Source organism: Streptomyces sp. NPDC006512 (assembly GCF_040611935.1).
Taxonomy (GTDB): Bacteria; Actinomycetota; Actinomycetes; order Streptomycetales; family Streptomycetaceae; genus Streptomyces.
Genome location: NZ_JBEXPG010000004.1, coordinates 122,696 through 147,185, shown reverse-complemented (window position 1 = coordinate 147,185; position 24,490 = coordinate 122,696). Strand labels below are relative to the sequence as shown.

Sequence of the window (24,490 nt, the reverse complement as noted above, 5' to 3'; positions counted from 1 at the left end):
ACGTACCCCACACGCTCACCCCTCAGGGAGCCAGACCATGCCATCAGCCCGACCGAGAGCGACCCGCCCCAGCCGGATCCGGCACACCGCGGCAGCCTGCCTCGCGGCGGCCGCGGTACTCGTCACCAGTGCGTGCAGCGGCACCGCGGGCCCCGCGGAGGAACCCGCCACCGCCTTCCGGATCACGGACCGCACGCCCGCCGCCACCGCAGCCGTGGACTCCTTCACCTGGTCGACCTTCGCCGAACCGGCGACCATCGACTACGCCTACTCGTTCGACTACCCGCCCAACCAGATCCTCGCCAACGTCTGCGAGAGCCTGCTCCGCTGGAACCCGGACCTGACGACCTCCCCGAACCTCGCCACCTCGTACGCCAACCCCACCCCCACCACCTGGGTCTACCAGATCCGCCCCGGCGTCCGTTTCCACGACGGGACCGAGCTCACCGCGGACGACGTCGTCGCCTCGCTGCGCCGCAACCTCGACCCGCAGGTCGCCTCCGTCTGGGCCTACCCCTTCAGGAACGTCACCTCCGTCGACCGGACCGGCCCCCTGGAGGTGACCGTCACCCTGTCCCAGCCGGACTCCACCTTCAACAAGTACCTCGCGGCCAGTCCCGGCACGGTGGAGTCCGCCGCCACCCTCGCCAAGTCCGGCAAGGACTACGGGAACCCGCGGACCGGGGTGAACTGCACCGGCCCCTTCTCCTTCGGCTCCTGGACCTCCGGCCAGTCGCTCACCCTCAAACGCTTCGACGGCTACTGGAACCAGGACCTCAAGGCGAAGTCCGGCGAGGTCAAGTTCGTCTTCCTGACCGACGCGACGACCCGCGTCAACGCCTTCCAGAGCGGCGAGGTCGACGGCGGCTGGATGGTCCCGCCGAACTCGTACGCCCAACTCGGCTCGACCCGGGCCGGAACGCTCTACTTCGGCCGCAACACCACCGTCGCCCAGGAGGTGGTCGGCAACCTCAAGGGACCCCTCGGTGACGTCCGCGTCCGCCGGGCCCTCCTCATGGCCATCGACCGCAAGGGCATCGTCAAGGCCGGAGCCGGCGGGGCCGGGGAGGTCGCCGACTCCCTCGTCACCGACAACATGTGGAACGAGGCGCCCGCCGCGGCCCGCGAGGCCCTCCTGAAGGACCTGCAAAAATACCCCTACGATCCGGCCGGGGCCAAGGCGCTCGCCGCCGAGGCCGGGGTCTCCGGGCAGAAGGTCGTGATCGCGACCAGCCCGCTCGACTCCCAGACGACCATCATCACCCAGGCCGTCGCCCAGGCCGCCACGGCCATCGGACTCACCCCGCAGATCGACAGCGTCTCCGCCGAGAAGTACTCGACGCTGTTCACCGACCCGGCCGCCCGCGAGGGCATCGACCTGTTCCTCACCTTCTGGTACACCTCGATCACCGACCCGCTCGACATGTACGGCTCCCTGCGCACCGGCGCGTTCAGCAACTACGGCGGCTGGTCCGAGCCCGCCTTCGACGCCGCCGTGGACCGGGCCGTCGCCGCCCACGACCCGGCCGAACACGCGGCCGCCAACGCCGAGGCCCAGCGGATCGCCCTGCGCGAACTGCCCTGGCTGCCGCTCTACACCCAGCCCGTCAGCGTCTTCCTCGGCAAGCGCATCACCGGCGTCCAGCCCTCCATCGCCTACCTCTACTACCCGTGGGCCGCCGAGATCGGGGCCAGGGGATGACGGGCAAGGCCGCCGCCGCGGCGGTGTCGGCCCGTGCCGGACGGGTCCTGCGCAAACTGGCCGGCATGGCCGCCACCCTGTGGGTGACCTCCTTCCTGGTGTTCTCCTCCCTCTACCTCGCCCCCGGGGACCCCGCGAGCTTCCTGGTCCGGGGCCGCAGCCCCGGCCCGGAGCAACTCGCCGAGATCCGCCGCCAGTACGGCTTCGACGAGCCCTTCCCGGTCCGCTACTGGAACTGGCTCGAAGGCGTCCTGCGCGGGGACTTCGGCCGCTCCCACCTCTTCCACCAGGACGTGGCGGCGGTGATCTGGTCGCGGCTGCCCGCGTCCCTGCTCCTGGTGTCCACCGCGGCCCTGATGATCGCCGTCGCGGGCGTCGGTGCGGGCGTCGTCGGAGCCCTGCGCCGCGGCACCCGCACCGACCGGGCGCTGATGCTGGCGGTCACCGTCGGGGCGGCCGCACCCGCCTTCGTCGTCGCCCTGCTGCTGCGCTCCGTCCTGGGCGTGCGCCTGGGCTGGTTCCCGACGATCGGCAACGGCGCCGGCCCCTGGGACCGGCTGCACCATGTGCTCCTGCCGGCCCTCGCCCTGTCGGTGACCTTCATGGCCCTCGTGACCCGCGTGACGCGCTCCGCCATGCTCGACGAACTGCGCCGCGAACACGTCGAGGTCGCCCTCAGCCGGGGGACGCCCCGCCGGACCGTCATCCGCCGGCACGTCCTGCGCAACGCGCTCGGACCGATCGTCACCGTCTCCGCGCTCCTGGTCTCGGGGATGCTCGTGAGCACCGCGATCGTGGAGACCGCCTTCGGGATGTCCGGCGTGGGCTCCCTGCTCGTGCAGTCGGTCGACCAGCTGGACTTCCAGGTCGTCCAGGCGATCGTGCTGCTGGTCGTGGCCGCGTTCGTCGTGGTCAACGCCCTCGTCGACCTGCTCCACCCCCTGATCGATCCGCGTACGGCGGCGGGGAGCGCCCGGTGAAGACACCCGCCCCGCACCTCGCGCCCGCCGCCCCCGGCACGCCGCAGGCCGTCCCGGCCGCGGGCGCCCGCCGCCCCCGGTTCACCCGCCTGCGCGTCCTCGGCGGCAGCCGGCTCCAGCGGGCCTGCCTGCTGATCCTGCTCCTGTTCGTCGCGGTCGCGCTGGCCGCACCCTGGATCGCCCCGCACGACCCGGAGTTCGGCAGCCTCGGCGACACGCTCCTCGGCCCCGGCCCGGGCCACTGGCTGGGCACCGGGCAGGGCGGCCACGACACCCTCTCGGCGCTCCTCGTCGGCGCCCGGACCAGCCTCGTCGGCCCGCTCGCCGTCGTCCTGTTCTCCACCGTCGCGGGCATCGCCGTGGGCCTGTTCACCGCGTGGCGGGGCGGCTGGGCCGACGCCCTCGCCGGCCGGGTCCTCGACGTCGTGTTCGCGTTCCCCGCGCTGCTGCTGGCGATCCTCGCGGTCGCCCTCTTCGGCAAGGGGACGACCGCCCCGGTCCTGGCCATGTCCCTCGCCTACATGCCGTACACCGCACGCCTGGTCCGCGGCCTCGCCCTCCAGGAGAAGGCCCGGCCCTACGTCGCGGCCTACCGCGTACAGGGCCACTCCGCGCTCTTCGTGACCGTCCGCGCGATGCTGCCGAACATCGCCCCCACCCTGCTCGCCCAGTCGGCCGTCAACTTCGGCTACGCACTGCTCGACCTCGCCGCCCTCTCCTTCCTCGGACTCGGCGTCCAGCCGCCGACCCCCGACTGGGGCGCGATGATCAACCAGGGGCAGGCCGCCGTCCTCCAGGGACAGCCGCTCTCCGCGATCGTCCCGGCCGTCGCGGTCGTCGTCGTGGTCGTCGCCTTCAACGTCGTCGGGGAGAACCTCGGCGACCAGCTCGCGGGGAGGGACTCCCGATGACCCTGCTCCAGTACGAGGACCTGCGCGTCACCCTGCCCGGCACGGCCCGCCCGGTCCTCGACGGCATCAGCCTCCACGTCGGCGCGGGCGAAACCGTCTCCCTGGTCGGCGAATCAGGGTCCGGCAAGTCCGTCACCGCCCGCGCCGCACTCGGCCTGTTCCCCGCCGGCGCCGAGGTCACCGGCCGCGTCCTCGTCGACGGCACCGACCTGGTCGGCGCGGACACCGCGCGCCTGCGCGAGGTGCGCACCGCCAAGGCGGCGATGATCTACCAGGATCCCCGGGCCGCCATCAACCCGGTCCGCCGCGTCGGGGACTTCCTCACCGAATCGCTGCGCCTCGTCCACGGCTGGACCAAGGACCGCGCCCTGACCCGGGCCGCCGAACTCCTCGGCGCGGTCGGCCTGCCCGACCCCGCCCGCCACCTGCGCCAGTACCCGCACGAGCTGTCCGGCGGCATGCTCCAGCGCGTGGTGATCGCCGCCGCGCTCACCGCCGAACCGCGCCTGCTGCTGTGCGACGAACCGACCACCGCCCTCGACGTGAGCACCCAGGCGGAGATCCTCGCCGTCCTGGGCCGCCTCCGGCGAGAACGCGGCCTCGGACTGCTCCTCATCACCCACGACGTCGAACTGGCCGCCTCCGTCAGCGACCGGATCTACGTCATGTACGCGGGCCGGATCGTCGAAACCGCCCCCGTCACCGAGCTGTTCACCGCACCCCGCCACCCTTACACCGCCGGCCTGATCGCCTCCTCGCCACCCCTCGACGGCCACCCGGCCGGCCGCCTCACCCCCATCCCCGGCGCCCCGACGGGCCTGACGGAATCCGCCCCCGGCTGCGCCTTCGCACCACGCTGCGCCTTCGCCGAGCCCGGCCGTTGCGACCGGTCCGTGCCCGCCCTGCAGGCGCACGGCCCGTCCCGTGCCGCCTGCCACCGCGCCGGCGAACTCACCCTCACCCCGCACGCGCACCAGGAGACCAGGTGACCAGCCCGCCCGCTCCCGCCCTGCTCCAGGTCAACGGCCTGCGCAAGACGTACGGAACCGGTTCCTCGGCCGTCGTCGCCGTCGACGACCTGTCGTTCACCCTGCCCCCCGGCGGAGCGCTCGGCATCGTCGGCGAGTCCGGATCCGGCAAGACCACCACGGCCCGGATGCTGATCGGCCTCGAACGCCCCGACGCCGGACGGATCCTCGTACAGGGCGAGCCGCTCGCCCCGTCCGTACGCGGGAAGGCCGCCCGGCTGGCCCGCGCCAAGGCCGTCCAGATCGTCTTCCAGGACCCCTACCTCTCCCTCGACGCCCGGATCACCATCGGCGCGACCCTCGACGGGGTCCTGCGCCTGCACGGATCCCGCGATCCCGCCACACGGGCGGACCGGGTCCGCGCCCTGCTCGCCCAGGTCGGCCTCGGTGACCGCGAAGCGGCCGCACTGCCCCGCCACCTGTCGGGCGGCCAGCGCCAGCGCGCCGCCATCGCCCGGGCCCTGGCCGTCGAACCGGCCGTCCTCGTCCTCGACGAGGCCGTCTCCGCCCTGGACGTGTCCGTACAGGCGCAGGTGCTGAACCTGCTCACCGACATCAGGCGCGGCACCGGGATCGGCCTCGTCTTCGTCAGCCACGACCTGGCGGTGGTCCGCTACGTCTGCGACGAGGCGCTCGTCATGTACCGGGGCCGGACCATGGAACACCGCCCCGTAGCCGACCTGCTCGGCGACCCCCAGCACCCGTACACCCGGCTCCTGCTGGCGTCCGTACCCCGCCCGGGCTGGGACCCGGACTCCATCAGCCGCCGGCGCCGCGGCCTGGACCTCCGGGCGCCTTGACGGGCGAGAGGGAGCGGCGCCCGTCACCACCGCCGGCCCACCGGAGCGGCGCCCGCGCGGCCCATCACGCCGTGCGGGGCCGCCCTCGGCGGCTCACCATGGGAGGGCGGCCTGCGACGGGAGTGGACGAATGAGTGCCGAACGGTACGAGCTGGTGTTCCCCGACAGCGAGGGACGAGGTCAGGACGTCGTGCTCGTGGACCGGACGGAGGCGAAGGGGCCGGGAGGCCACCCGGTGTACACGGACGCGACCGGAATCGTGCGCGCCGAGATCAGTGACCGGGGCGAGGTCCGCATGCTGGCCACGGGAGCCCAGCAGGCCCCGCTGCGCCGGGTGGTGGCCCGCTCCGTGGAGGAGAACCCCTCCTGACGCCGCCGCCGGGGGTGCGGGCCTCCCCGGGCGCGGGACGGGCCGCCGTCAGGGTGCGCCCGCCGGGGCGTACCCGCGGGCGACGACCAGGTCCCGGGCCAGTGTCGTGAAGGCGCGGGCGGCGGCGCTCAGGTAGCCGCCCTCGCGCCGGAGCAGGGTGACCGTCCGCGGCGGCAGGGCCGGGACCAGCGGAACCGGGGTCAGCCGGGGATGGTCGTCCGTGACGGCGTCGGGCAGGACGGTGGCCAGCCCCGTCCGCCGCACCAGCTCCGTCAGCGCCTGGACGGAGTCCGTCTCGACCGCGACGCGCGGCCGGACCCGGTGGGCGGCGAGGTAGGCGTCGATGTGGGTCCGCGTGGCGAAGTCCCCGCTCAGCAGCGCCAGTCGGAGCTCCGCCAGCCGTGCGACGGGCAGCGGGTCCGGCGGCCCGGCGGGGGCCGGGCCGGCGACGACGAGGCCGAGGGTCTCGGTGTAGAGCGCGGTGGCGGCGATGCCCGGCGGGTGGGGGCCGTCGAAGGCGACGCCGAGGTCGAGGCCGTCGGCCAGCAGCCCGGCCTCGATGCGGTCCTGGGCCAGTTCCCGCACGTCCACGGTGACGCCGGGGTGGGCGGCGTGGAGGGCGGCGAGCAGCGGCCCGAGCAGGTACGCGGTGAAGGTGGGCGTCATCGCCAGCCGCAGGTGGCCGCGGGACAGGTCGGCGACGTCGTGGACGGCGCGCTCGGCGGCCGCGAGGTCCCGCAGCGCGCGGCGCGCGTGCTCGGCGTAGGCCTCGCCCGCGTCGGTGAGGCGCACCGTACGGCCGCCGCGGTCCAGCAGCTGTACCCCCACGGTCCGTTCCAGCTGCTTGATCTGCTGGGAGAGGGTGGGCTGCGAGATCCGCAGCTCCTGCGCGGCGAGGGTGAAGCTGTGGTGCTCGGCGACCGCGAGCAGGTAGCGCAGGTGACGCAGTTCCGGAGCCATGACAACAACTATAGATGCCATCAATGATGCTCATGGATTTTCCGTCTTGGACACTATGACCGCAGCTCATGCATGGTGGAACACGTCAGCCCCACGGGGCGGATCCCAACACCGGGGAGTGACCATGCACGGCCTGACCGAGGGCGTCGCGCGTTTCCGGCACGACGTCTTTCCCGCCAAGGCGAAGCTCTTCGCCGATCTGGAGCACCACCACCGCCCGCCCGCCCTCTTCATCGGCTGCTCCGACGCCCGGGTGGTACCCGAACTGATCACCCAGAGCGAACCGGGCGAGCTGTTCGTCATCCGCACGGCGGGCAACCTCGTCCCCGCCCACACCCCGGCTCCGGACGGGGTCGTGGCCAGCATCGAGTACGCCGTCGCCGTCCTCGGCGTCACCGACATCGTGGTGTGCGGGCACTCCGCCTGCGGCGCGATGACCGCCCTCGCGGAACGGCACGACCTCAGCGCCGCGCCGGCGGTCGCCGGCTGGCTCCGCCACGCGGACGCCTCCCTGGCCCGATCCGCCGGGGGAGTGGACTCCCTCGTACGGGAGAACGTCCGGGCCCAGCTGGCGAACCTCGCCACCCATCCCTCGGTGGCCCGCGCCCTCGCGGAACGGACCCTCACCCTGCGCGGCTGGGTCTACGACATCCCCACGGGCGCGGTCGAACAGCTCGACACCGCGGACGGCCCGCCCGCCCTCGCCGCCTGAACCCCCACCCGTCCCCCTCCGAAAGGATTCCCTTCCCATGCCGCACGCCCTGTTCGACACCACCGTCCGCCGCGAGCTCGCCGACGCCGCCGTGGCCGCCAAGATCCGCAAGGACCTGACCTGGCGCCAGATCGCCGACGTCACCGGCCTGTCCGTGGCCTTCGTCACCGCCGCCGTACTCGGCCAGCACCCGCTGCCCGAACCCGCCGCCCGGGCCGTCTGCGAACTCCTCGGCCTGGACGACGACGCCGCGCTGTGGCTGCAGACCGTTCCGACCCGCGGCGGCGTCCCCGGCGCCTTCCCCACCGACCCGACCGTCTACCGCTTCCACGAGATGCTCCAGGTCTACGGGACCACCCTCAAGGCCCTCGTCCACGAGGAGTTCGGCGACGGCATCATCAGCGCCATCAACTTCCGGCTGGACGTCAAGAAGGTGGCCGACCCCGACGGCGGCGAGCGCGCCGTCATCACCCTCGACGGCAAGTACCTGCCGACCAAGCCCTTCTAGGGCCTGTCGTCAAACTCCCGTCGTCGCCCGGAGGGCGGCCCTGCGGCGTCTGGTGCGTGCTCTCGGCGCGCCGGGCGGAAGCCCGCGTACTGGACGTACTTGGCTTTCGCCCGGTGCGGCGAGAGCGCGTGCCAGGCGTCGCGGGGCAGACGGGAGTTTGACGACAGGCCCTAGGCCGCAGGGCGGCTGAGCCGCTGAGCCGCAGGGCCGTCAGGTCCGGGCCAGGCAGGTCAGCGCGGCCTCCGTCAGCGCGGTGACCCCGGCCGGGAGCGCCGTGCGGACGTCCGGGGCGAAGTCCGGGGCGTGGTTGGCCGGAAGCGACGCCAGCTTGCCCGCGGCGCCCTCCCCGGGCGCGGCCGCCCAGGCCGCCGGACCGATCGCGCCCAGCATCCAGTAGGCCAGCCGGACCCCCTCGGCGCCGTGCACCTCCCGCCCGGCGTCGCCGAACAGCGCGAAGTCCTCGGTCGCGAGCGACGGCGGCCACATCGCCACCCGCTGCGCACCGAACCGCGCGGTGTGGGCGTCGCGGACCGCCGCAGTCGTCGCCGGATCGGGATGGGTGACGGGAGAGGCGCTCTCACGGACGATCTCCGGCTCCCGCGGGCAGCCCGAGGCGGCGCACTCGGCGCGGACGATCCGCTCGACCCCGGCGGCGGCCCGCGCGAGCGCCGCCTCACCGGCCGCCCGTACCGTGATCCCCAGCTCGGCCCGCTCCGGCACGATCGCGGCGCGCTCGCCCGCCCGGAACGAGCCCACGGTGACGGCCACCTGCTCGGACGGGGCCGCCTCACGGGCCACCACCGTCTGGAGCCGGGTCACCAGGTGCGCGGCGGTCACCACCGGGTCCACCGTCAGGTGCGGGGCCCCCGCGTGCCCGCCGCGGCCGTGGACGACGACCCGGAAGGTGACGCTGCCGGCGGTCACCGGCCCGTACGCGTGCGCGACCATGCCCGCCGGCAGCGGGGCGGAGTGCTGGGCCAGGACGGCGTCCGGGCGGCCGACGCGCTCGTACAGCCCGTCCGCGAGCATCGCCCGCGCACCCTCCAGGGTCTCCTCCGCGGGCTGCCCGACCACGATCAGCGTGCCCCGCCAGTGCGGCGCGTCCGGACCGGCCAGCAGCGAGGCCGTCCCGGCGGCCGCCGCCAGGTGCAGGTCGTGCCCGCAGGCGTGCGCGACCGGGCCCTCGCTCGCGTACGCCAGCCCGGTCGTCTCCCGTACCGGCAGCGCGTCCAGTTCGGCGCGCAGCATCACCGTCGGCCCCGCGCCCCGGCGCAGGACCCCGGCCACACCGTGGCCGCCGATCCCGCGCGTGGTCTCGTACCCGGCGGACTCCAGCCACCCGGCGAAGGCGCCGGCCGTGCGGACCTCCTCACCCGAGAGCTCCGGGTTGCGGTGCAGGTCCAGGTAGAAGGCGGTCAGCGGCCGCAGGAGCGCGGGCAGTTCCGGGTACGGGGTGGAGACGGTCATGCCGCCCATCCTCGGGCATCGGCTCCGACCGGGTACGACATACCGCTGACACTTCCTGTCAGCGGTATGACAGGAGATGAGCGGGTGATGTGACGTCGCGACCGGCTTTCCTGGAGGAGCACCAGAGAACGACGGTAGCGGTCACCCGTCCGGCGACCGCCCAACCCAAGGAGTCCCCATGCAGAAGTCGCCGCTGGCCTCGCTCGCCGACGAGATCCTGGAGCTGGAGTCGGAGACCTTCGAGATCTCGGACTACTCGGACGCCAGCGAGGTCGTGCTCGCCGGTTCCACGAGCTGCAGCTCCACCTCGACCTGCTCCTCCACCACCAGCACCACCTCCTGCAGCGCCTGACCCGAGCGCGCACACGGATGCCCCGGACCCCACCTGCGCGGGGTCCGGGGCATCCGGCGTACCGGCCCCCGTCAGGGGAAGGGGTGCGGCACCATGCGGATCTCCTCCGGCGTCAGATCGCCGTCGCGCAGCCCCGCCCGCCGCGCCGCCGTCCGCAGCCGGGGCATGTACGGGGCCCGCTGGCGCGACCAGCCGAAGTCGATCGGCAGCAGCCCCGGCACGACCGCGCACACCGTCCGCAGCCCCATCGCGCGCTGCTCCGGCGTCGTCTGGTCGACGACGATCACATCGTGTCCGGCACCGGTCAGCTCCCGCACGCACCACAGCAGATCGTCGCGCAGATCACCGCTCACGGGCCGGCCGCCGCTCTCCCACGCCCGGTAGAGCTCCGCCATCGGCTTCACGGCCACCGGTTCGCGGTACGTCCGCACGTGCGGGGCCATCGCCGGCAGCCCGTACAGCTGCGCATGGTCCTTGAGGTGCCTGACGAGCCCGAAGTCCCGGCTCATCGCCTCCAGTTCGTCCCGCCGCTCCGCCACCTGGCCGGGCAGGTGCGGAATGTACGTCAGCACCTCCGACAGCGCCGCCTCCACCGCCGTCCCCGGATCCAGGGCCGCGCCCGCACCGAACGAGTACAGGCCGGGGCCGCCGTCGCGGCGCACCGCGAGGCCCGTCACCACGGGCACCGCCAGGTCGATCCGGTTGTCGAAGGCGTGGACGTCGTACCCCTGGAGGGCCGCCCGGTCCACCATCATCCGCACCGCCGGCCCCGGTACGGAGGCCAGGTCGATCTCCGTCAGGCGTTGGCCGCCGTACCAGGCGAGCAGGAAGGCGTCCCGCTCGATCAGCTCCAGCAGCGCGCCGAGCAGCGCCTCCTCCAGGCAGCTGCCGATCGCGCAGCCGTTGGAGCACTCGAAGACGAAGTTGTCGGAGGCGAGCCCGGCGCTGTAGTAGGCGAGCCGGGCCGGCACCAGCACCGGCCGGTCGTCGCGCAGGGAATGCCCGTACACCCAGGGGATCGGCCGCTCGGGGTCGAACGGCGACACCAGCGGGTCGTCGCGGTAGGTCGCGTCCGGGTAGAACCCGCACTCCGCCGGGTTCAGGGCCCGGTCGCCGAGCTCCGCGTACGAGGCGGTGAGCACCGAGGTGCCGGTGCGCCGGTGGGTTCCGGCGTACCGCTCCAGCCCTTCGAGGAAGGCGAGGTCGCGGCTGGCCGCGAAGCTGTTGGCCTGACCGCTCCACGTGACGTCCGTCAGGCCCGCGTAACCGCGCATGAAGACGCTGCCCGCGACCGGTGCGGTGGTCGGCGAGGTGACGTTGATCCAGGTTCCGCCGCCGAGGACCCCGGTCACCGGATTGGCCAGTGCCGTCCGCGGCATCGGGTACGCGGAGGCCTTGCGCAGCCGCTGCGCGCCCGGGACGGGTGTGGGCCGGGAGACGGGGGTGAAGGGGGCGGGCCCGTCGGTGCCGCCCGGCCCGCAGCCCGGGCACAGCGGATCGGCGGCCAGGGGGTACGTCCGCACCTGGAGGGTTTCCAGGTCCAGGCGGGACACCTGGGGCAGGGCCCGGTCGGCGGCCGCCGGGCCGGGGGCGACGGCGGTGGCCGCGTCGCCGTGGACGGCGGCGTGCAGGGCGAGGGTGGCGTCCAGCGCGTACGGGGACAGCCGGGGCCAGTCCGCGGCGACGGCCGTGACCGGGCCGCTGCCGGTCTCCAGCGCGTCCCGCTCGCTGCGGCTGCGCAGCCGCTGCCAGCGCATGGCCAGGCACTGCCCGCAGGCGGGCGCCGAGCCGTCGCCGCCCCAGGGGCCGATCAGTACGGCCCGGGCCGTGAGGTGGACGGTGGCGGCCGGGCGCACCGCGGCGAAGGGGTCGCGCCCGGGCGGGCCGAGGGCGTCGTGCACGCCCAGGGTGACCACGGGCGCCCCCTGGCCGGAGCCGGCCAGGGCCCCTTCCAGGTGGCGCCGGGCCGTCTCCATCGGGGCCCCGTCGGGGGCCTGGGCCCGTACGGCCCTCAAGGAGGCCGCCGTCATGACGAGTTGCTCCAGCGGAAGGTCTTGAGTCCGATGCCGCCGAACAGCAGGGCGAATCCGAACAGCGCGGCGCAGCCGATGCCGATCGTGGACAGGGAGCCCGAGCCGGTGAGCGCCCCGGTGGCCGCGTCGTTGAGGTAGCGCAGGGGCAGCACCCGCGAGACGCCCTGCAACCAGGACGGCATCATGTCCAGGGGCAGGAAGGAGCCGGACAGGAACGCCATCGGCACCATCATGCAGTTGGCGATCGCGGCGACGGCCTCCGGCGTGTTGGCGTAGGTGCCGACGATCACCCCGATCGCCATGAAGGCCGTGATGCCGAGCACCAGCGCGGGCAGCACCAGCGGCCAGCGCCCGTCCAGCTCCAGGCCGAACCCGGGCAGCATCGCGACGGCGACGAACACCGCGGCCTGCACCACGCCGACCACGAGGGCCAGTACGTACCGCGAGGCGAGCACGGTGGTCAACGGGGTGGGGGTGAGGCGGATCAGCCGCAGCAGGTCGTCGCGCCGCCACTGCATCAGGGTGAAGGCGATCCCGAAGACGGCGGCGTTGGCGACGCCCCAGGACATCACGCCGGGCGCGATGTACGAGATGTAGGGGCGGCCGCTCTCCTCCACGTCCTGACCGCTGAAGATCAGGCCGAAGACGACGAGGAAGAGGAGGGGGAAGGCGAAGGTGAAGAAGAGGGTGGCCTTGTCGCGGACCTGGGCCCGGTAACCGGCGGCGGTCAGTGCCGTGTATGCGCTCATGCCCGGGACTCCGTGGTGGTGTGTGCGGTGGTGTGGCCGGTGAGTTCCAGGTAGACGTCCTCCAGGGTCGCGGTCCGGGTCATCACCCCGTCGAGGCCGGTGAGCGCGTCGACGGCCTGGAGGACCCGGCCGGGCGCGGACGTCTCCAGCACCATCGAGCCGCCCTGCTCGGTGACCCGGTCCACGCCCGGCAGCGCGGCGGCCTCGTCCGGCGCGATCCGGCCGGCGGGGACGAGCAGCCGGGCGGGGGCGCCGGCCGCGGTGACCAGCCGGTGCGGCGAGTCGAGCGCGGCGACCCGGCCGGCGACGAGGATGGCCACCCGGTCGCACAGCGCCTCGGCCTCGTCGAGGTGGTGGGTGGTGTAGACGATGGTGCGGCCCTCGCCCTTGAGGGCGCGCAGCACCTCCCACAGGTCGCGGCGGGCCTGCGGGTCGAGCGCGGCCGTAGGCTCGTCGAGGAAGATCAGCTCCGGGTCGTGGACCAAGGCCGAGGCGATGGCGAGCCGCTGGCGCTGGCCGCCGGAGAGGTTCTCCACCATGACGTTCCGCTGCTCGGTCAGCCCGACCGTCTCCAGCGTGCGGTCGGCGGCGGCCGAGTCCTTGCGGTAGAGCCCGGCGACGGTGGCCAGGTGCTCGCGCGCCGACTGCCGGACGAAGAACGCCGAGGCCTGGGTCTGGACGCCGATGCGCGGCAGCAGGGCGGTGTTGCGGGGCCAGGGGCTCTGTCCGAGCACCCGGACGGTGCCGGAGTCGGCCTGGCGCAGGCCCTCGACGATCTCGATGAGGGTGGTCTTCCCCGCGCCGTTGGGGCCGAGCAGGCCGAAGAACTCGCCGCGGCGAACGTCGAGGGAGATCCCGTCCACGGCCTGGCGGTCGCCGTAGCGCTTGCGTACCTCCTGGACGGAGACGGCGGGGGTTTCGGGCGGTGGGGTGCTGTCAGTTGTCATGGGCGGTGCGGTTCCCTCGGTGTCGGAAGGTGTTTCGGGCGGGAGGTGGTGGGTCGCAGTCGGGGTCGGGGTCGGGGTCTGGGTCGATGGCGGGCGGGCGGGCGGGTACGGGTTCAGGGGCCGGCGCGGCCGACGGCGAGGAGCACGGCGGTGACCGCCGCCGCGGCGAGGAGGAGGACGAGCACGGCCGAGCCGATCCCGTAGCCCAGGTAGAGCCGCCGGGCCCGCGCCGGGTACGCGGCCGCCGCGGCCCGGTCGCGCACCCGCAGCCGCAGGTACGCCGAACTGGCGGGGGCCAGCCGGGTCACGCGCAGCGCGTGCCCGAGGATCGAGTACCCGTCGAGGGGAGGCAGCGGAACCAGGTTGACCAGGGCCTGCGCGCTGCCGAGCAGCAGGAGCGCGCCCAGCACCCGGCCGGTGGCGTCGCCCTCGGGCAGCGCCGCCCACCAGCCGAGGAACGGCAGCAGGAAGAGGAGGTTGGCGAAGGCGCCCGCCCCGGCCACGGCCAGCTGGTCCCGACGGCGCCGCAGGTAGCGGTAGTTGTCGACGGTGCAGTACATGATCGCGACCGGCAGCCGCCAGCGCAGCCCGATCTCCCCGACTGTGCCCCCGACGTGCCGGGCCGCTATCCCGTGCGCGAACTCGTGCAGGGCGGTGCTCAGCCACAGCAGCGTGGCCACCGCGACCAAGGGCACCGGACGGGACAGCAGCCACCACAGGTCGCCGAGGAGCCGCCCGGCGGAGGCGGCCAGCAGCCCCTCCATGGCCAGGCACACCAGCAGCAGTACGCCCAGCACGGCCGGCCGCAGCACCGGCCGCAGGAACGCGTGCAGCCGGGCCGTGGTCGCGTCGGCGTCCGCGACCAGCCGCAGGGTGCCCTTCAGCAGGGTTCCGGTGCGCTGCGGCCCCGGCCCGGCCGCGGGTTCCGGGGCCGGGCCGCCCGCGAGCAGCCGCCGGCTCCCGAGCAGCCCGAGCAACTGCTGCCAGTTGCGCTCGCCGAGCCGCCGCCCGAAGGTCCGCCCGTACGCCTCGCCGATCTCGGCGAGGCTGCGGGACCCGTCCAGCCGTGAGACCAGGAAGTACTCCTTCGGGCCGATCTCGAACGCGGCCCCCGACGCGGGGTCCTTGACCAGGTGCACGACGGCGGCGCCGTTCAGCAGGGGCGGCGACAGCAGGATCCCCGGGCGCAGCGCGGGCCGGTGCTCCGGCATCCCGGACGGCGCGGGTGGGGTCACGGCCCGACCACCCCGGCCGTACCGGCCGCCGTACCCCCGGCGGGGTCCGCTCCGGCGGCCGCGCCCTCGCGCAGGACCCGGCCGAGCAGGTGCGCCAGGTAGGCCTCGTCGCGGATGGTCACGTGCAGCCGGTTGTTGGTCATGTGCATGTACGGGGAGAGCAGCAGCGGCAGCGCCACCGCCGGATCCGTCACCTTCTCGTCCCGGGTGCCGTCCCAGGACCGGAAGACCAGCTCGCCCGAGAGCGCGAGGGCCTCGGCGCGCCGGCGCAGCTCCCGGCAGTGCTCGGCCCAGCCGGCGAGGAAGCCGGGCAGCCGCCCGGTCTCGCCGGAGCCGACGGCCTCCAGGACGGCGGCGAAGCGGCGCCCGAGCCCCGGGCCGGTCTGCGCGTAGGTGCGGTCGTACTCGGCCGATCCGATGAACCCGGTGCCGGGGAAGGCCTGGTGCCAGAACTGGTAATAGCGGTCGAGGTAGCCGCCCAGCTCCTCCCGGTCGGGCAGGAACACCCCGGCCGTCACCATCATCAGCTGGGCCGCGGTCCCCAGCAGCACGGTCCGTACGTGCAGGTTCATCCCGGCCAGCGCCTCCATGACGAGGTCGCTGGAGTGCGTGAAGTGCCATTCGGCCAGCTCGATCCCGGCCGGGCCGCCGTACTTGCCGTACTCCGGCTCGTAGGGCTCGTAGCTGTACGAGTTGTTGGGCCGCAGGTTCATCCTGCCGTCGGGGCCCATGAAGGCGGCGCGGTCGCCCTCGGGGAACTCGATGTCGAACAGGGTGTTGTAGAACTCGTTGAGGAAGCCCGAGTCCACCTCGTACAGGGCCGGGCGGGCCTTGAGGAACGCCGACACCGCCTCCTCGGCACGGCGCCGGACCTCCGGTTCCGCCTCCGGGCCGGCGGGACGCAGCCGCAGCCGTACGTGCGGACCCTCCAGCCAGTAGTTGATGAAGAAGTGGCCGGCCAGCAGGCCGTCCTCGGTGAGCGAGGCGATCAGCGGGCGCACGCAGTTGACCAGCAGCGGCTGCGGGTTGGCGGCGTAGAAGACGTGCATGGCCTGCCACGCGCCGTGCGTCGGGGTCATCTCTGACATCGGGGTCCGCCCTCCGGGCTCGGGGTGTTGGAGTTCGTGGTCGTCGTGAAGGTCTCCACGGCGAGCTCGGAGACGTGCGCGCCGCGCTCCGAGCGGGTGTGCAGGCCCCCGGGGTCCGGGAGCATCTCGCGGAACACGACCCGGTGGCCGGGCTCGCGCAGCAGCGGTTCCAGGGCGGCCAGTGACAGCAGGCTCGCGAAGTCCACGTACTGCGGTTTGGCGCCGAGCGCGGACGGGCCCGCCGACACCGTCGCGAAGACCCGCTCCGGCAGTCCGTGCGCCAGCCGCCAGCGCTGCCACTCCAGGAAGTGCGCCGCCTCCTGCGCTCCCCGCGCGGGCAGTTCGCCCGCCGTCGTGGTCCAGCTGCGGCGGCTGAGCACCAGGTCCCCGTGCACGACCCGCGGCCGTGTCGTCACTCCGCCGTGCGACACCGCCTCCGGCACCCCCGCCCACACGTCGAGCGGGGACATCGAGGACGGCGACAGGAGCAGCAGGGTCCGCGGTACCGCGGGCAGCGCCAGGGGCACCAGGTAGCCCAGGTAGACCGGGATCACCTCCGTGCCGAGCCGCCGCGAGCGCAGCACCACGCGGCCGGTCTCCGGCACGTGCTCCGCGTACAGGTCGTCGAGCCGCAGCAGCCGGTCCTCCGGCAGGGTGCCGCTCTCGCCCGGGCACACGATCTCGTAGTCGGTCAGTCGCCCGTGCAGGTTCAGGTTGGTGGTGACCGGACCTCCGGTGACCTCCGCGAACACCGCGCCCGGCGGGGTGACTTCGGCGGCCGTGGCCCGCAGCTGCCCGTCGAGGGCGTCCTGCCCGCCCTGTTCCTCGTACACGTGGGTGAAGCGGCTGAAGGGGAAGGACAGCCCGCCGTAGGAGCGGTTCAGCACCGTCAGCGGCCCGCCGGTCTCCGGGTCGCGGGCGAACTGGAGGTGGTGACAGCGCGGGGCGAACCCCGGCACCACCGAATCCAGTTCACCGGCCACGGCCACCAAGTCGGCCTCGTCCAGCTGCAGTTCGGTGCCGCCGTGTTCCTCGTACGCCGCCCAGTGCGCCCGCATCCGGCCGACGAAGGACCGCCGCGCCGCGTCCAGGGCCCGGATGCCCGGCAGACCCAGCCAGTTCTCCTCCGGCACGTACTCGCCCTGCGCGTCGAAGGGGGTGCGCCGCGCCGAGAACGACAGGTACTGGTCGAAGAAGTCCTCGTGGAAGTCGTGGACCAGACCCAGCAGGTCGTCGCAGCGGCCGCCCTGCCCGTACCGGGCCGTGAAGAAGCCCTCGAAGGTGATCCGCTGGGCGAGGGTGAGGTCGAAGGCCGGCAGGATCCGCTCCACCGAGCGCAGCGCACCGCCTCCCGAAGCCGCCCACGCGGGGCGGGCGGCCGTCAGGTCACGGCCCGCGCTCACGTCCTCGTACACCAGCGTCTGCGGCAGCGGGGTGTCCGGCGCCGCGCCCAGCTCCGCCTGCACCCGGCGCAGTCCGGCGCGCAGGGCCACCAGCAGCCGTGCGCGCTCGTCCCGGTCCGCCGCCGGATACCGCTCCAGTACCCGGGCGGGCTCCTCCAGCAGCCCGGCGAGGTGGTCGGCCCAGGGCCGCTCCAGCCCCGTGAGCGAGCGCTGGAACGCACGCACCGGATCGCCGCCGTGCACCTCGGTGTCCAGACAGGGCACCCGGACCATGCCGAGCTGGAGCAGGGCGCCGATGTACGCCTCGCACTCGGCCGGGTCCGCGCCGTGCTCCGCCGCCAGCCAGTCGGCGAGCTCCCGGTGGCGCAGGTCGCCCCCGCCCGGGCGCTGCGCCCGCTCGGCGAACAGGGCCAGCAGCCGGTCCAGGGTGCCGCTGCGGCGCAGGAAGAACAGCCGGTCCTTGACGGCGTCGAAGGTGACCGCGGCGGCGTCGTCCCCGGCCGTGACCTGGCGGCGCACGTAGCGGATCCGGTCGTCCTCGCGGCCCCAGCCCGAGGCCGGCCGCAGCGGCAGGTCCCGGCGGCGCACCGGGTCGGCGAGGATCAGCTCCGCGAGCCGCGCCAGCACCACCACGTTGAGGCGGACGTGACTGTTCCACCGGTCCTCGACCCGGATCCCGCCGGGGGTGTCCCCACCGGTGTCCGGGTCGACGAACGTGCCCGTCGCCACCCCGGTGAAAGTGCTGAAGGGGCTGGTCTTGCAGGCGGTGCGGTAGAGGTACGAGAGCACCGAACGTTCCGCCTTGCGCGCCCGGCCCCCCGGAACCCGGTCCCCGGCGGTGGCCGCGGCGTAGGCGTCGAGCTGTCCCTCCAGGACCGGGGAGGCGAGCAGCAGACCGTGCCGCAGCCGTTCGTCGCCGAGGAGCCCGCGCAGTGCCTCCCGGCCCCGTGCCAGGTCGGCCGCGAGCAGCGGTTCGCCCTCGGCCAGCAGCTTCTCCAGTTCGCGCAGCCGGTTCAGCCATCCGGCCAGCCGCTCGCCGACCGCCTCGGCACCGGCACGGGCTCGGGCACCGTCACCGGCACGGCCACCGTCACCGGCACGGCCGGCGGCATCAGGGCCGTCCAGGGCCGCGACCGTCCGCAGCGCGGCGTCCGGATCGGCCGGCAGCCTGCCGTTGTGGATCTGGCGGCGCAGCTTCAACAGGTCCCGGCGCAGGGCCGCGCCCGGCCCGCCCGGTTCCGGATCGGTCGCGCCGACCGCCCGGTGCAGTACCTCGCTCAGCCACTGCGCGTCGGTGCGCAGGACCTCCTCCGCCGCGAGGACGTCGGCCGCCCAGCGGCCGGCGTCGGGACAGCGCAGCGCGTCGGCCGCGGAGAGGGGCAGCCCGGCCACGCGCAGCATGAAACGGTCGCCGGCGTGCCATCGAGTGGTGGTGTTCATCCTGGTCTTCCTGCTTCTCTCGTCGCCCGCTCAGGCGATCTCGTGGCGGAAGTCGGCGGGCCGCGGCCGCTCGTGACCGAGCAGCATGATCAGCAGCGGTGCCTCGTCGGTGCCGGTCAGCCCGAGCCGCTCGCGGTACGAGACGTTGTCGAAGCCGAGCGCCACGCCCGCGCCGAGACCGTGGGCGGAGGCGGTGGTGTAGAAGGTCTGCGCGACGGCGCCGACGGCGGCCCCCACCAGCCGGTAGCCGCGGTCGCCGACGGCGTCGAGGACGGCGGTGGTCCGCACGGTGGGCACGAGCACCGCTCCCGCCTGCTCCAGGTTGTAGTTGGACAGGAAGTAGTTGCTCTGGAGGAAGGGCCCGGGCGGACCGGGAACCACGAGCCGCAGCGCGTGGGCCCGCGGGTCGTAGGCGTAGCTGCCCGGCGCGATCCCCTCCACGTGGTTGACGAAGGCGTACAGGGAGGTGAGCCGCGGCCCGTCGGGGCCCTCGGCCTCGCAGCCCACCGAGGTGGCGGCGCAGTCGGCGAGGGCGGCCGCCAGTTGCTCCGCCGGGACGGGCCGGTTCGCCTCGAACCGGCCGAAGCTGCTGCGCCGGGCCCGCAGCGCGTCCGCCGCGCCCAGCGGGGCCGGGGCCGGCGCGGGCAGGGCCACCGGGTCCGCGCCCCGGGGCGGGTGCGCGGCCGCCGCGTCCAGGGCGCCGGGAGCCGGACGGTCGGCGGCGCGGCCGAGGGTCGCCTCGTGGATCCGGCGCAGCGTCTCGAAGGCGAGCACCTCACGGGAACGTTCGCAGTCCCGGTGACGCACCCGCGGCCGCTCGGCCGGGACCCCGCCCCGCGCCTCCGGGCCGCCGCCCCGCGCCACCGGCGCCGCGTCCTCCCACTCCAGCGGGACGACCGCGAAGACGCCCTCCTCCTCGGGGGCCACGCCGAGCAGCCGGGCCAGCCGCTCCTCGTCGAACCAGAGCACGGGCGCGATCCGCAGACCGTACTCCCGCGCCCACAGCCGCCAGGTCTGGAGGACCGCGCCGATGTCCATGCTCACGGCGTGGAAGGAGAAGCTGTTGTACTTGAAGGCGTTCTGCCAGTACTTGACGCTGAGCACCAGGTACTGCGACGCGCCGTCCGCCACCCCGCCGAGCGCCTCGCGCACGTCACCGGTCACATCGCCCGTCAGCAGCCGGCGCAGCCCGTGCTGGTGCGGCGCGTAGTGGTACACCCCGGGCGTCAGCGGCCCGCCCGGCCCGGCCGCCCAGTACACCCCCACCGGATAGAGCCCGCCGCCCGAGGCGGTGCCCCGCGACCAGTTGGCCTGCGTGTAGTGGGGGAGCGCCGACAGGTCGGTGTTGGCCTGCACGCCCAGCCGGCGCCCGGTCAGCCCGTACGAGTCCTGGAGCATCCCGGACAGCAGGGGAAGGGTGAACCCGCCGGCCGGCGCCGGGCCCGCCGCCGCGGCGGGCTCCGGCAGCGGCAGGGTCTCCGCCTCCGGGTAGTACTTGGCCTTGCGGGGGCGGTCGGCCCAGTCGGGCACGAAGTCCACGGGCTCCATCGGAACCCGGCCCCGGTGCATGATGGCACTGGCGTAGTCATGGGCGTAGCCCACAAGTCCTCCTCGGTTCATGTCGGACACGACGGCTGCCGGGTCAGGGGAAGGGGTGCGGGGCCGGGTTCAGGTCGGCGGGCTCCAGATCCCGCTCGCGCAGCCCCGCCTCGCGCAGCGCGGTCCGCAGCCGCGGCATCCCGAGCGCCCGCTGCCGCGACCAGCCGAAGTCGATCGGCAGCAGACCCGGCACCAGCACGCTCACGGTGTGCAGGCCCAGCGCCCGCTGCTCCGGCAGCGTCTGGTCGACCACGACCACGTCGAACCCCTCGGCGGCGACGGCCTCCACGCACCGGTCGAGGTCCTCGCGGACGTCGGACGCCACGCCCCCGGGCGGCGCCAGCGCCGAGACGGGCCGCAGCGGTTCACCCGTACCGCCGCGCAGCAGGAAGTCCGCGTGCCGGCCCATCTCCGGCACCCCGTACACCAGGGGGTGGTCGTGCAGCGCGGTGACAAGGTCGAAGTCGGCGGCCATGGCCCGCAGCCGCACCTCGTCCCGTTCGGTGCGCCCGGGCAGGTTCACGGCGTCCGTGGCGATCTCGCACAGCGCCGAGTCCAGCGCCGACTCCGGGTCCAGCCCGGCCCCGGCCCCGAAGCACATCCGCCCCGGCCCGCCGTCGAACCGCTCCGCCACGCCCGTCACCACCGGGACCGGGAAGCTGATCCGGGTGTCGAAGAACCGGGCCCGGTACCCGTACAGCGCGAGCCGGTCGACCATGGCCCGCGTCGACGCCCGGGAACTGGTCGCCGGGTCGATCTCCGGCAGCGGCTGGCGCCCGTACCAGGCGAGCAGGAAGGCGTCGCGCTCGACGACCTCCATCAGCCCGAAGTAGCAGGCCTCGGCCAGACTCCCGCCCGAGGCGCACCCGTTGGAGCTCTCCTGCACGAACCGGTTCTCCAGACCCGGCGCGTGGTAGTACGTCAGCACCTCCGGGACCAGCCGCGGCTCGCGGTCGCGCAGCGACCACCCCCACACCCACGGGATCGTCCGGTCCGGGTCGAAGGGACGCACCCTCGGGTTGTCCCGGTAGAACGCCTCGCTGTACAGGCCCACCCGGCGCGGATCGACGGCCCCGTCGCCGAACTCCCGCAGCGAACCGGTGACACTGGTCGTACGGGACCGCGCCCGCATGCCCGCGTACCGCTCCAGCCCCTCCAGCACCCCGACCCGCGCGCTGCGGTCGAAGGTGTCCGTGTGGCCGCCCCAGAACGTCTCGCGCAGGTACTCGCCCGAGCGCATCGAGAAGCACCCGATGGTCGCGGAGGTGGAGGTGGAGGAGACGTCCTGGACCAGCGAGGGCCCCAGCGCCCCGCACAGCGGGTTCGCGAACGCCGCGACCTCGATGCCGTACGCCTCCACGGGCCGCGTACGGAAGCTCCCCGGCCGGTACTTGGGCGCCGCCCCGGCCACGAGCTCGCCCGGCGCGTCCACCGTGGGCGTACCGCACACCGGGCACTCCGGGTCGGGCACCAGCGGGTAGTGCCGCACCACGCCGCTGCGCAGGTCCAGCAGCCGCACCTCGGGGAACACCCCGCGATCCGCACCGGCGCCCCCGGGCGCGCCCGGACCGGTCAGCGCCACGACCAGCGCGGCCAGCGCGTCGGCGGCGAAGGCGTGCGCGTACGGCCACTCGCCCGCCGCCAGCGTCCCGCCGCCCAGCTCCAGCGCGTCCCGCAGCGCCACGGACCGCACGGCCTGCCAGCGCCGCTCCAGACACCGCGCGCACCCGGCCCCGCCCGCCGCCGCGGCGACCGGCCCGACCACGGCCTGGTACCCGTACAGGCTCACCGGAACGGCCCCGGCACCCGCCTCCTCGGCCGGAGCCGCGAAGGCGTCGCGCAGCCCGAGGGCGGTCAGGGCCACCGGCGGCCCGCCGAGTACCGACAGGGCCCGCTCCAGCAGGTCCGCGAACCGCCGCGCCGCTTCGGCGCCGAGTCCGTCGGCGACGGCCGCCCCGGCCCGCACCAGCGGCGCGGCGAGGCCGTTACGCGTCATCGCCCGGCTCCCGGACCGCCGTGAGCAGCACCCGCACCGTGTGGATCCCGGCGCCCGCCAGCTCCCGGGACCCGGTCTCCGCGACGTACGCGTCGAGCCCCGAGGCGGCGAGCCGCTCCAGTACCCCGTCCCACGAGGCCGCCGGCTCCGCGCCCAGCGGCCCGGCCGCACCCGACACGGCCAGCGCCCGCGCGTCGAGGTCCGCCAGCAGCGGGTCCCCGGTGTCGGCCGGCCCGCCGCCGCCCGCTTCGTCCGCCTCGTACTGCGCCGCGCCCAGCAGCTCCCGCAGGGCCGCGACCGCCGCCGTACGCCGGTCCAGTCCCGCACCGAGCGCCCACCGGCCGCCGGAACGCGCCAGCAGCACCGCCGCTCCGCTGCGCGCACCCTCGCCGAGGTCCAGCAGCTCCGGCCGCATGCCGAGCCGCTCCGCCGACCGTACGAGGAAGCCGAGTTCCGCGTCCTCGCCGTCCGGCGCCGGCAGCGGCACCGCGGCCGCCGCCGCACCCCGTACGGCCCGCAGCAGCGCGGCGTGCCCGAGCGCGGACAGCAGGCCCGCCGCGGCGGCGTCGGCGGGGGAGGGGCCCGCGCCCGCCCCGGCCCGGGACCGCTCGAAGAGCCGCTCGGCGTTGTGCGGGCCGAACGGCCGCACCGCGCCCGCCGGAACCAGTACGGGCTCCTTCGTCAGCAGGGAGAACGCCCGCTGGTGCGCACCGGCTCCGCCGGGGATCCCGCTGGACGTCGCGAGCGCCGAGGGCGCCACGGGGGTTTCCCGCCCGGTGTCGGTCAGCAGCCCGCGCGCGGGCACGACGTGCTCCGCGTAGACGAGGGCGGCCGCGTCCAGGGCGCGCATCCGGGCCCCGGCGACGTGGTGGATGTCGAAGGCGGCCACCGAGCGGGGCCCCGCGTGCCCGATGCCCAGTTCCACGACGCCGAGCTTCAGCGGGAGCTGCGTCAGTTCCTCGTCGGCGTACCGGGTGAACACCCCGGCGGCCGGGCGGACCAGGGCCGAGCGCCGGTTCAGCTCCTCGACCAGGGCGTCCGCGTCGCGGGCCGTCTCCAGGGTCGGCAGTGCGGGGGTGTCCGTGGTCCCGGCCGCGGCGAGGTCGACCGGCGCGCCCGGTTCCGCGTCCGCGCAGAACGGGCAGCGCGGGTGCGGGAACAGCGGCTCGGCCGTCACGTCCAGCGAGGCCATGTCCTGGACGAGCAGCCGGCCGGCGGTCTCGGCGGGCAGCGCCCCCGATGTCGCGCGGAACACCTCGTACCCGAGCAGGTTGCCGATCATCGCGGCCAGCGGCCGCCCCGGCACGGGCCCCGCCGCCGGCCCGGCGTCCGGCAGCGCCAGGGAGCTCCACAGCTCGGCGGCCCCGGCGCCGCCGCGGGCCGCACCGAGGCGCAGCGCCGCGCAGGCCCAGCATCCGGCGGTGCCCCGCGTCATCAGCGGCCCGACGACCGCGTCACTCCCGTACGTCCAGGCCGGCAGCAGGCTGCGCCCCTCGGGTATCCCGGCGCGCAGCAGCGGGAAGAGCCGGCCGGGAGCGGCCGTCCCACCGGTCACCACGACGAAGTCGAAGCCCGTCAGCTTGCCCCAGTCGAGGGCTCCTTCGGGGTCGGGCAGGGTGTGGATCCGTACCGGGGCGCCGTCGGCCCGGGCCTCCTCGGCCTCCGCGAGCACCTCGGCGCGCTCCAGTCCTGGCAGCAGGCCGATCTCCGCGCAGCCGTTGCGGACCAGGCTCAGCGCGCACCAGAGGGCGACCCGGTCCTCGCCGAGGACGGCGACCCGGGTGCCGCGGAAGCGCAGGAAGCGGGCCTCGGCGTCGTCGGCGTAGTGGTCGGCGTAGGCGATCTGCGGGGAGAACCGGCGGGCGACGTGGGGGTCCGCGGCGGCGGCGCCCGCCGCCGGTTCCGGCTCGGCGACGGATCTCGCGAAGTCCCGCTCGTACAGGGTCTTGACGAGTTCGCCGACCATCGCGCGCTGGGGTTCGCCCAGCCCCTGACAGAGCTCGGCCACGGAGTGCTCGCCGGTGAGGTGCGGCACGATCAGCGTGGCGAAGCGGTACGCCGTCTTGGCGTTGAGGCGGAAACCGCCGTCGGAGTTGTGGAACAGCACTCCCTCGGGCGTCTGCGTGAAGAGCACGTCCCGGCGGATCCGGGGCCGGGAGGTGGCGACGGCTTCGTAACTGGCTTGGGACATGGAACACCTCTGATTGCGG

At 74.7% G+C, this 24,490-nt stretch carries 20 protein-coding genes; 9 read left to right on the top strand and 11 right to left on the bottom strand.

Annotated elements, in window-relative coordinates; genetic code table 11:
* The first annotated feature begins 37 nt into the window (after nt 1-37).
* From ABZZ17_RS04450 to ABZZ17_RS04425, 6 genes are all read left to right on the top strand, one after another.
* Nucleotides 38-1,702 (top strand): ABC transporter substrate-binding protein, encoded by a 1,665-nt coding sequence (locus ABZZ17_RS04450; protein ID WP_356871871.1) that lies wholly within the window; start codon nt 38-40, stop codon nt 1,700-1,702.
* A complete protein-coding gene (locus ABZZ17_RS04445) occupies nt 1,699-2,682 on the top strand; it encodes an ABC transporter permease (RefSeq protein WP_356871869.1) in 984 nt (327 codons plus the stop codon). The genes ABZZ17_RS04450 and ABZZ17_RS04445 overlap by 4 nt, the downstream gene beginning before the upstream one ends.
* Nucleotides 2,679-3,593 (top strand): ABC transporter permease, encoded by a 915-nt coding sequence (locus tag ABZZ17_RS04440; RefSeq protein ID WP_356871867.1) that lies wholly within the window; start codon nt 2,679-2,681, stop codon nt 3,591-3,593. The genes ABZZ17_RS04445 and ABZZ17_RS04440 overlap by 4 nt, the downstream gene beginning before the upstream one ends.
* Complete coding sequence (locus ABZZ17_RS04435; RefSeq protein WP_356871865.1) at nt 3,590-4,582, top strand: ABC transporter ATP-binding protein; 993 nt, start codon at nt 3,590-3,592, stop codon at nt 4,580-4,582. The genes ABZZ17_RS04440 and ABZZ17_RS04435 overlap by 4 nt, the downstream gene beginning before the upstream one ends.
* Nucleotides 4,579-5,421 carry an ATP-binding cassette domain-containing protein gene (locus tag ABZZ17_RS04430; protein WP_356871863.1) on the top strand — a complete coding sequence of 281 codons (843 nt, stop codon included), beginning with the start codon at nt 4,579-4,581 and terminating at the stop codon, nt 5,419-5,421. Before ABZZ17_RS04435 ends, ABZZ17_RS04430 begins: the two co-directional genes overlap by 4 nt.
* A gap of 130 nt (nt 5,422-5,551) precedes the next feature.
* Nucleotides 5,552-5,791 (top strand): DUF6296 family protein, encoded by a 240-nt coding sequence (locus ABZZ17_RS04425; RefSeq protein ID WP_356871861.1) that lies wholly within the window; start codon nt 5,552-5,554, stop codon nt 5,789-5,791.
* Nucleotides 5,792-5,839: 48 nt separating this feature from the next.
* Here the strand turns inward: ABZZ17_RS04425 and cynR are convergent, their stop codons facing one another.
* Nucleotides 5,840-6,751, bottom strand: coding sequence for a transcriptional regulator CynR (gene cynR, locus ABZZ17_RS04420; RefSeq protein WP_356871859.1), 912 nt, complete (start codon nt 6,749-6,751; stop codon nt 5,840-5,842).
* Between the two features lie 124 nt (nt 6,752-6,875).
* Here cynR and ABZZ17_RS04415 point away from each other — a divergent pair, with 124 nt between their 5' ends.
* Nucleotides 6,876-7,463 carry a carbonic anhydrase gene (locus ABZZ17_RS04415; protein WP_356871856.1) on the top strand — a complete coding sequence of 196 codons (588 nt, stop codon included), beginning with the start codon at nt 6,876-6,878 and terminating at the stop codon, nt 7,461-7,463.
* Nucleotides 7,464-7,500: 37 nt separating this feature from the next.
* Complete coding sequence (cynS, locus tag ABZZ17_RS04410) at nt 7,501-7,971, top strand: cyanase (RefSeq protein WP_356871854.1); 471 nt, start codon at nt 7,501-7,503, stop codon at nt 7,969-7,971.
* A 210-nt stretch (nt 7,972-8,181) separates the two neighbouring features.
* On the opposite strand, the gene ABZZ17_RS04405 is transcribed toward cynS, so the two are convergent.
* Complete coding sequence (locus ABZZ17_RS04405; RefSeq protein WP_356871852.1) at nt 8,182-9,438, bottom strand: amidohydrolase; 1,257 nt, start codon at nt 9,436-9,438, stop codon at nt 8,182-8,184.
* Between the two features lie 178 nt (nt 9,439-9,616).
* Here ABZZ17_RS04405 and ABZZ17_RS04400 point away from each other — a divergent pair, with 178 nt between their 5' ends.
* Nucleotides 9,617-9,790, top strand: coding sequence for a thiazolylpeptide-type bacteriocin (locus ABZZ17_RS04400; protein WP_037917023.1), 174 nt, complete (start codon nt 9,617-9,619; stop codon nt 9,788-9,790).
* Between the two features lie 71 nt (nt 9,791-9,861).
* Here the strand turns inward: ABZZ17_RS04400 and ABZZ17_RS04395 are convergent, their stop codons facing one another.
* The 9 genes from ABZZ17_RS04395 to ABZZ17_RS04355 all read right to left on the bottom strand — a co-directional run bounded on the left by ABZZ17_RS04395 (nt 9,862) and on the right by ABZZ17_RS04355 (nt 24,471).
* On the bottom strand, nt 9,862-11,820 hold the full coding sequence (locus tag ABZZ17_RS04395) for a TOMM precursor leader peptide-binding protein (protein ID WP_356871849.1): 1,959 nt from the start codon (nt 11,818-11,820) through the stop codon (nt 9,862-9,864).
* Nucleotides 11,817-12,572: an ABC transporter permease gene (locus ABZZ17_RS04390; RefSeq protein ID WP_356871847.1), complete on the bottom strand. Its 756-nt coding sequence runs from the start codon at nt 12,570-12,572 to the stop codon at nt 11,817-11,819. Before ABZZ17_RS04390 ends, ABZZ17_RS04395 begins: the two co-directional genes overlap by 4 nt.
* Nucleotides 12,569-13,519, bottom strand: a complete 951-nt coding sequence (locus ABZZ17_RS04385) for an ABC transporter ATP-binding protein (RefSeq protein WP_356871845.1) — start codon at nt 13,517-13,519, stop codon at nt 12,569-12,571. Before ABZZ17_RS04385 ends, ABZZ17_RS04390 begins: the two co-directional genes overlap by 4 nt.
* A 113-nt stretch (nt 13,520-13,632) precedes the next feature.
* Complete coding sequence (locus tag ABZZ17_RS04380) at nt 13,633-14,730, bottom strand: M50 family metallopeptidase (RefSeq protein ID WP_356872032.1); 1,098 nt, start codon at nt 14,728-14,730, stop codon at nt 13,633-13,635.
* Nucleotides 14,731-14,750: 20 nt separating this feature from the next.
* A complete protein-coding gene (locus tag ABZZ17_RS04375; protein WP_356871843.1) occupies nt 14,751-15,842 on the bottom strand; it encodes a lantibiotic dehydratase C-terminal domain-containing protein in 1,092 nt (363 codons plus the stop codon).
* On the bottom strand, nt 15,830-18,685 hold the full coding sequence (locus ABZZ17_RS04370) for a lantibiotic dehydratase (protein ID WP_356871841.1): 2,856 nt from the start codon (nt 18,683-18,685) through the stop codon (nt 15,830-15,832). The genes ABZZ17_RS04375 and ABZZ17_RS04370 overlap by 13 nt, the downstream gene beginning before the upstream one ends.
* A gap of 30 nt (nt 18,686-18,715) precedes the next feature.
* The gene (locus ABZZ17_RS04365; RefSeq protein WP_356871839.1) at nt 18,716-20,287 is read right to left on the bottom strand and encodes a SagB family peptide dehydrogenase; all 1,572 of its coding nucleotides are present in this window, start codon (nt 20,285-20,287) and stop codon (nt 18,716-18,718) included.
* A gap of 40 nt (nt 20,288-20,327) precedes the next feature.
* Entirely contained in the window at nt 20,328-22,280 is a 1,953-nt protein-coding gene (locus tag ABZZ17_RS04360; RefSeq protein ID WP_356871837.1) for a TOMM precursor leader peptide-binding protein, read from the bottom strand.
* Nucleotides 22,270-24,471, bottom strand: a complete 2,202-nt coding sequence (locus tag ABZZ17_RS04355) for a TOMM precursor leader peptide-binding protein (RefSeq protein ID WP_356871835.1) — start codon at nt 24,469-24,471, stop codon at nt 22,270-22,272. The genes ABZZ17_RS04360 and ABZZ17_RS04355 overlap by 11 nt, the downstream gene beginning before the upstream one ends.
* Between the last annotated feature and the right edge of the window lie 19 nt (nt 24,472-24,490).

Excerpts from the sequence above, each read along its gene's own strand:
- ABZZ17_RS04450 (WP_356871871.1), top strand. The coding sequence starts at position 38 with ATGCCATCAGCCCGACCGAGAGCGACCCGCCCCAGCCGGATCCGGCAC.
- ABZZ17_RS04445 (WP_356871869.1), top strand. The coding sequence starts at position 1,699 with ATGACGGGCAAGGCCGCCGCCGCGGCGGTGTCGGCCCGTGCCGGACGG.
- ABZZ17_RS04435 (WP_356871865.1), top strand. The coding sequence starts at position 3,590 with ATGACCCTGCTCCAGTACGAGGACCTGCGCGTCACCCTGCCCGGCACG.
- ABZZ17_RS04425 (WP_356871861.1), top strand. The coding sequence starts at position 5,552 with ATGAGTGCCGAACGGTACGAGCTGGTGTTCCCCGACAGCGAGGGACGA.
- cynR (WP_356871859.1), bottom strand. The coding sequence starts at position 6,751 with ATGGCTCCGGAACTGCGTCACCTGCGCTACCTGCTCGCGGTCGCCGAG.
- ABZZ17_RS04415 (WP_356871856.1), top strand. The coding sequence starts at position 6,876 with ATGCACGGCCTGACCGAGGGCGTCGCGCGTTTCCGGCACGACGTCTTT.
- cynS (WP_356871854.1), top strand. The coding sequence starts at position 7,501 with ATGCCGCACGCCCTGTTCGACACCACCGTCCGCCGCGAGCTCGCCGAC.
- ABZZ17_RS04405 (WP_356871852.1), bottom strand. The coding sequence starts at position 9,438 with ATGACCGTCTCCACCCCGTACCCGGAACTGCCCGCGCTCCTGCGGCCG.
- ABZZ17_RS04400 (WP_037917023.1), top strand. The coding sequence starts at position 9,617 with ATGCAGAAGTCGCCGCTGGCCTCGCTCGCCGACGAGATCCTGGAGCTG.
- ABZZ17_RS04395 (WP_356871849.1), bottom strand. The coding sequence starts at position 11,820 with ATGACGGCGGCCTCCTTGAGGGCCGTACGGGCCCAGGCCCCCGACGGG.
- ABZZ17_RS04390 (WP_356871847.1), bottom strand. The coding sequence starts at position 12,572 with ATGAGCGCATACACGGCACTGACCGCCGCCGGTTACCGGGCCCAGGTC.
- ABZZ17_RS04385 (WP_356871845.1), bottom strand. The coding sequence starts at position 13,519 with ATGACAACTGACAGCACCCCACCGCCCGAAACCCCCGCCGTCTCCGTC.
- ABZZ17_RS04380 (WP_356872032.1), bottom strand. The coding sequence starts at position 14,730 with ATGCCGGAGCACCGGCCCGCGCTGCGCCCGGGGATCCTGCTGTCGCCG.
- ABZZ17_RS04375 (WP_356871843.1), bottom strand. The coding sequence starts at position 15,842 with ATGTCAGAGATGACCCCGACGCACGGCGCGTGGCAGGCCATGCACGTC.
- ABZZ17_RS04370 (WP_356871841.1), bottom strand. The coding sequence starts at position 18,685 with ATGAACACCACCACTCGATGGCACGCCGGCGACCGTTTCATGCTGCGC.
- ABZZ17_RS04360 (WP_356871837.1), bottom strand. The coding sequence starts at position 22,280 with ATGACGCGTAACGGCCTCGCCGCGCCGCTGGTGCGGGCCGGGGCGGCC.
- ABZZ17_RS04355 (WP_356871835.1), bottom strand. The coding sequence starts at position 24,471 with ATGTCCCAAGCCAGTTACGAAGCCGTCGCCACCTCCCGGCCCCGGATC.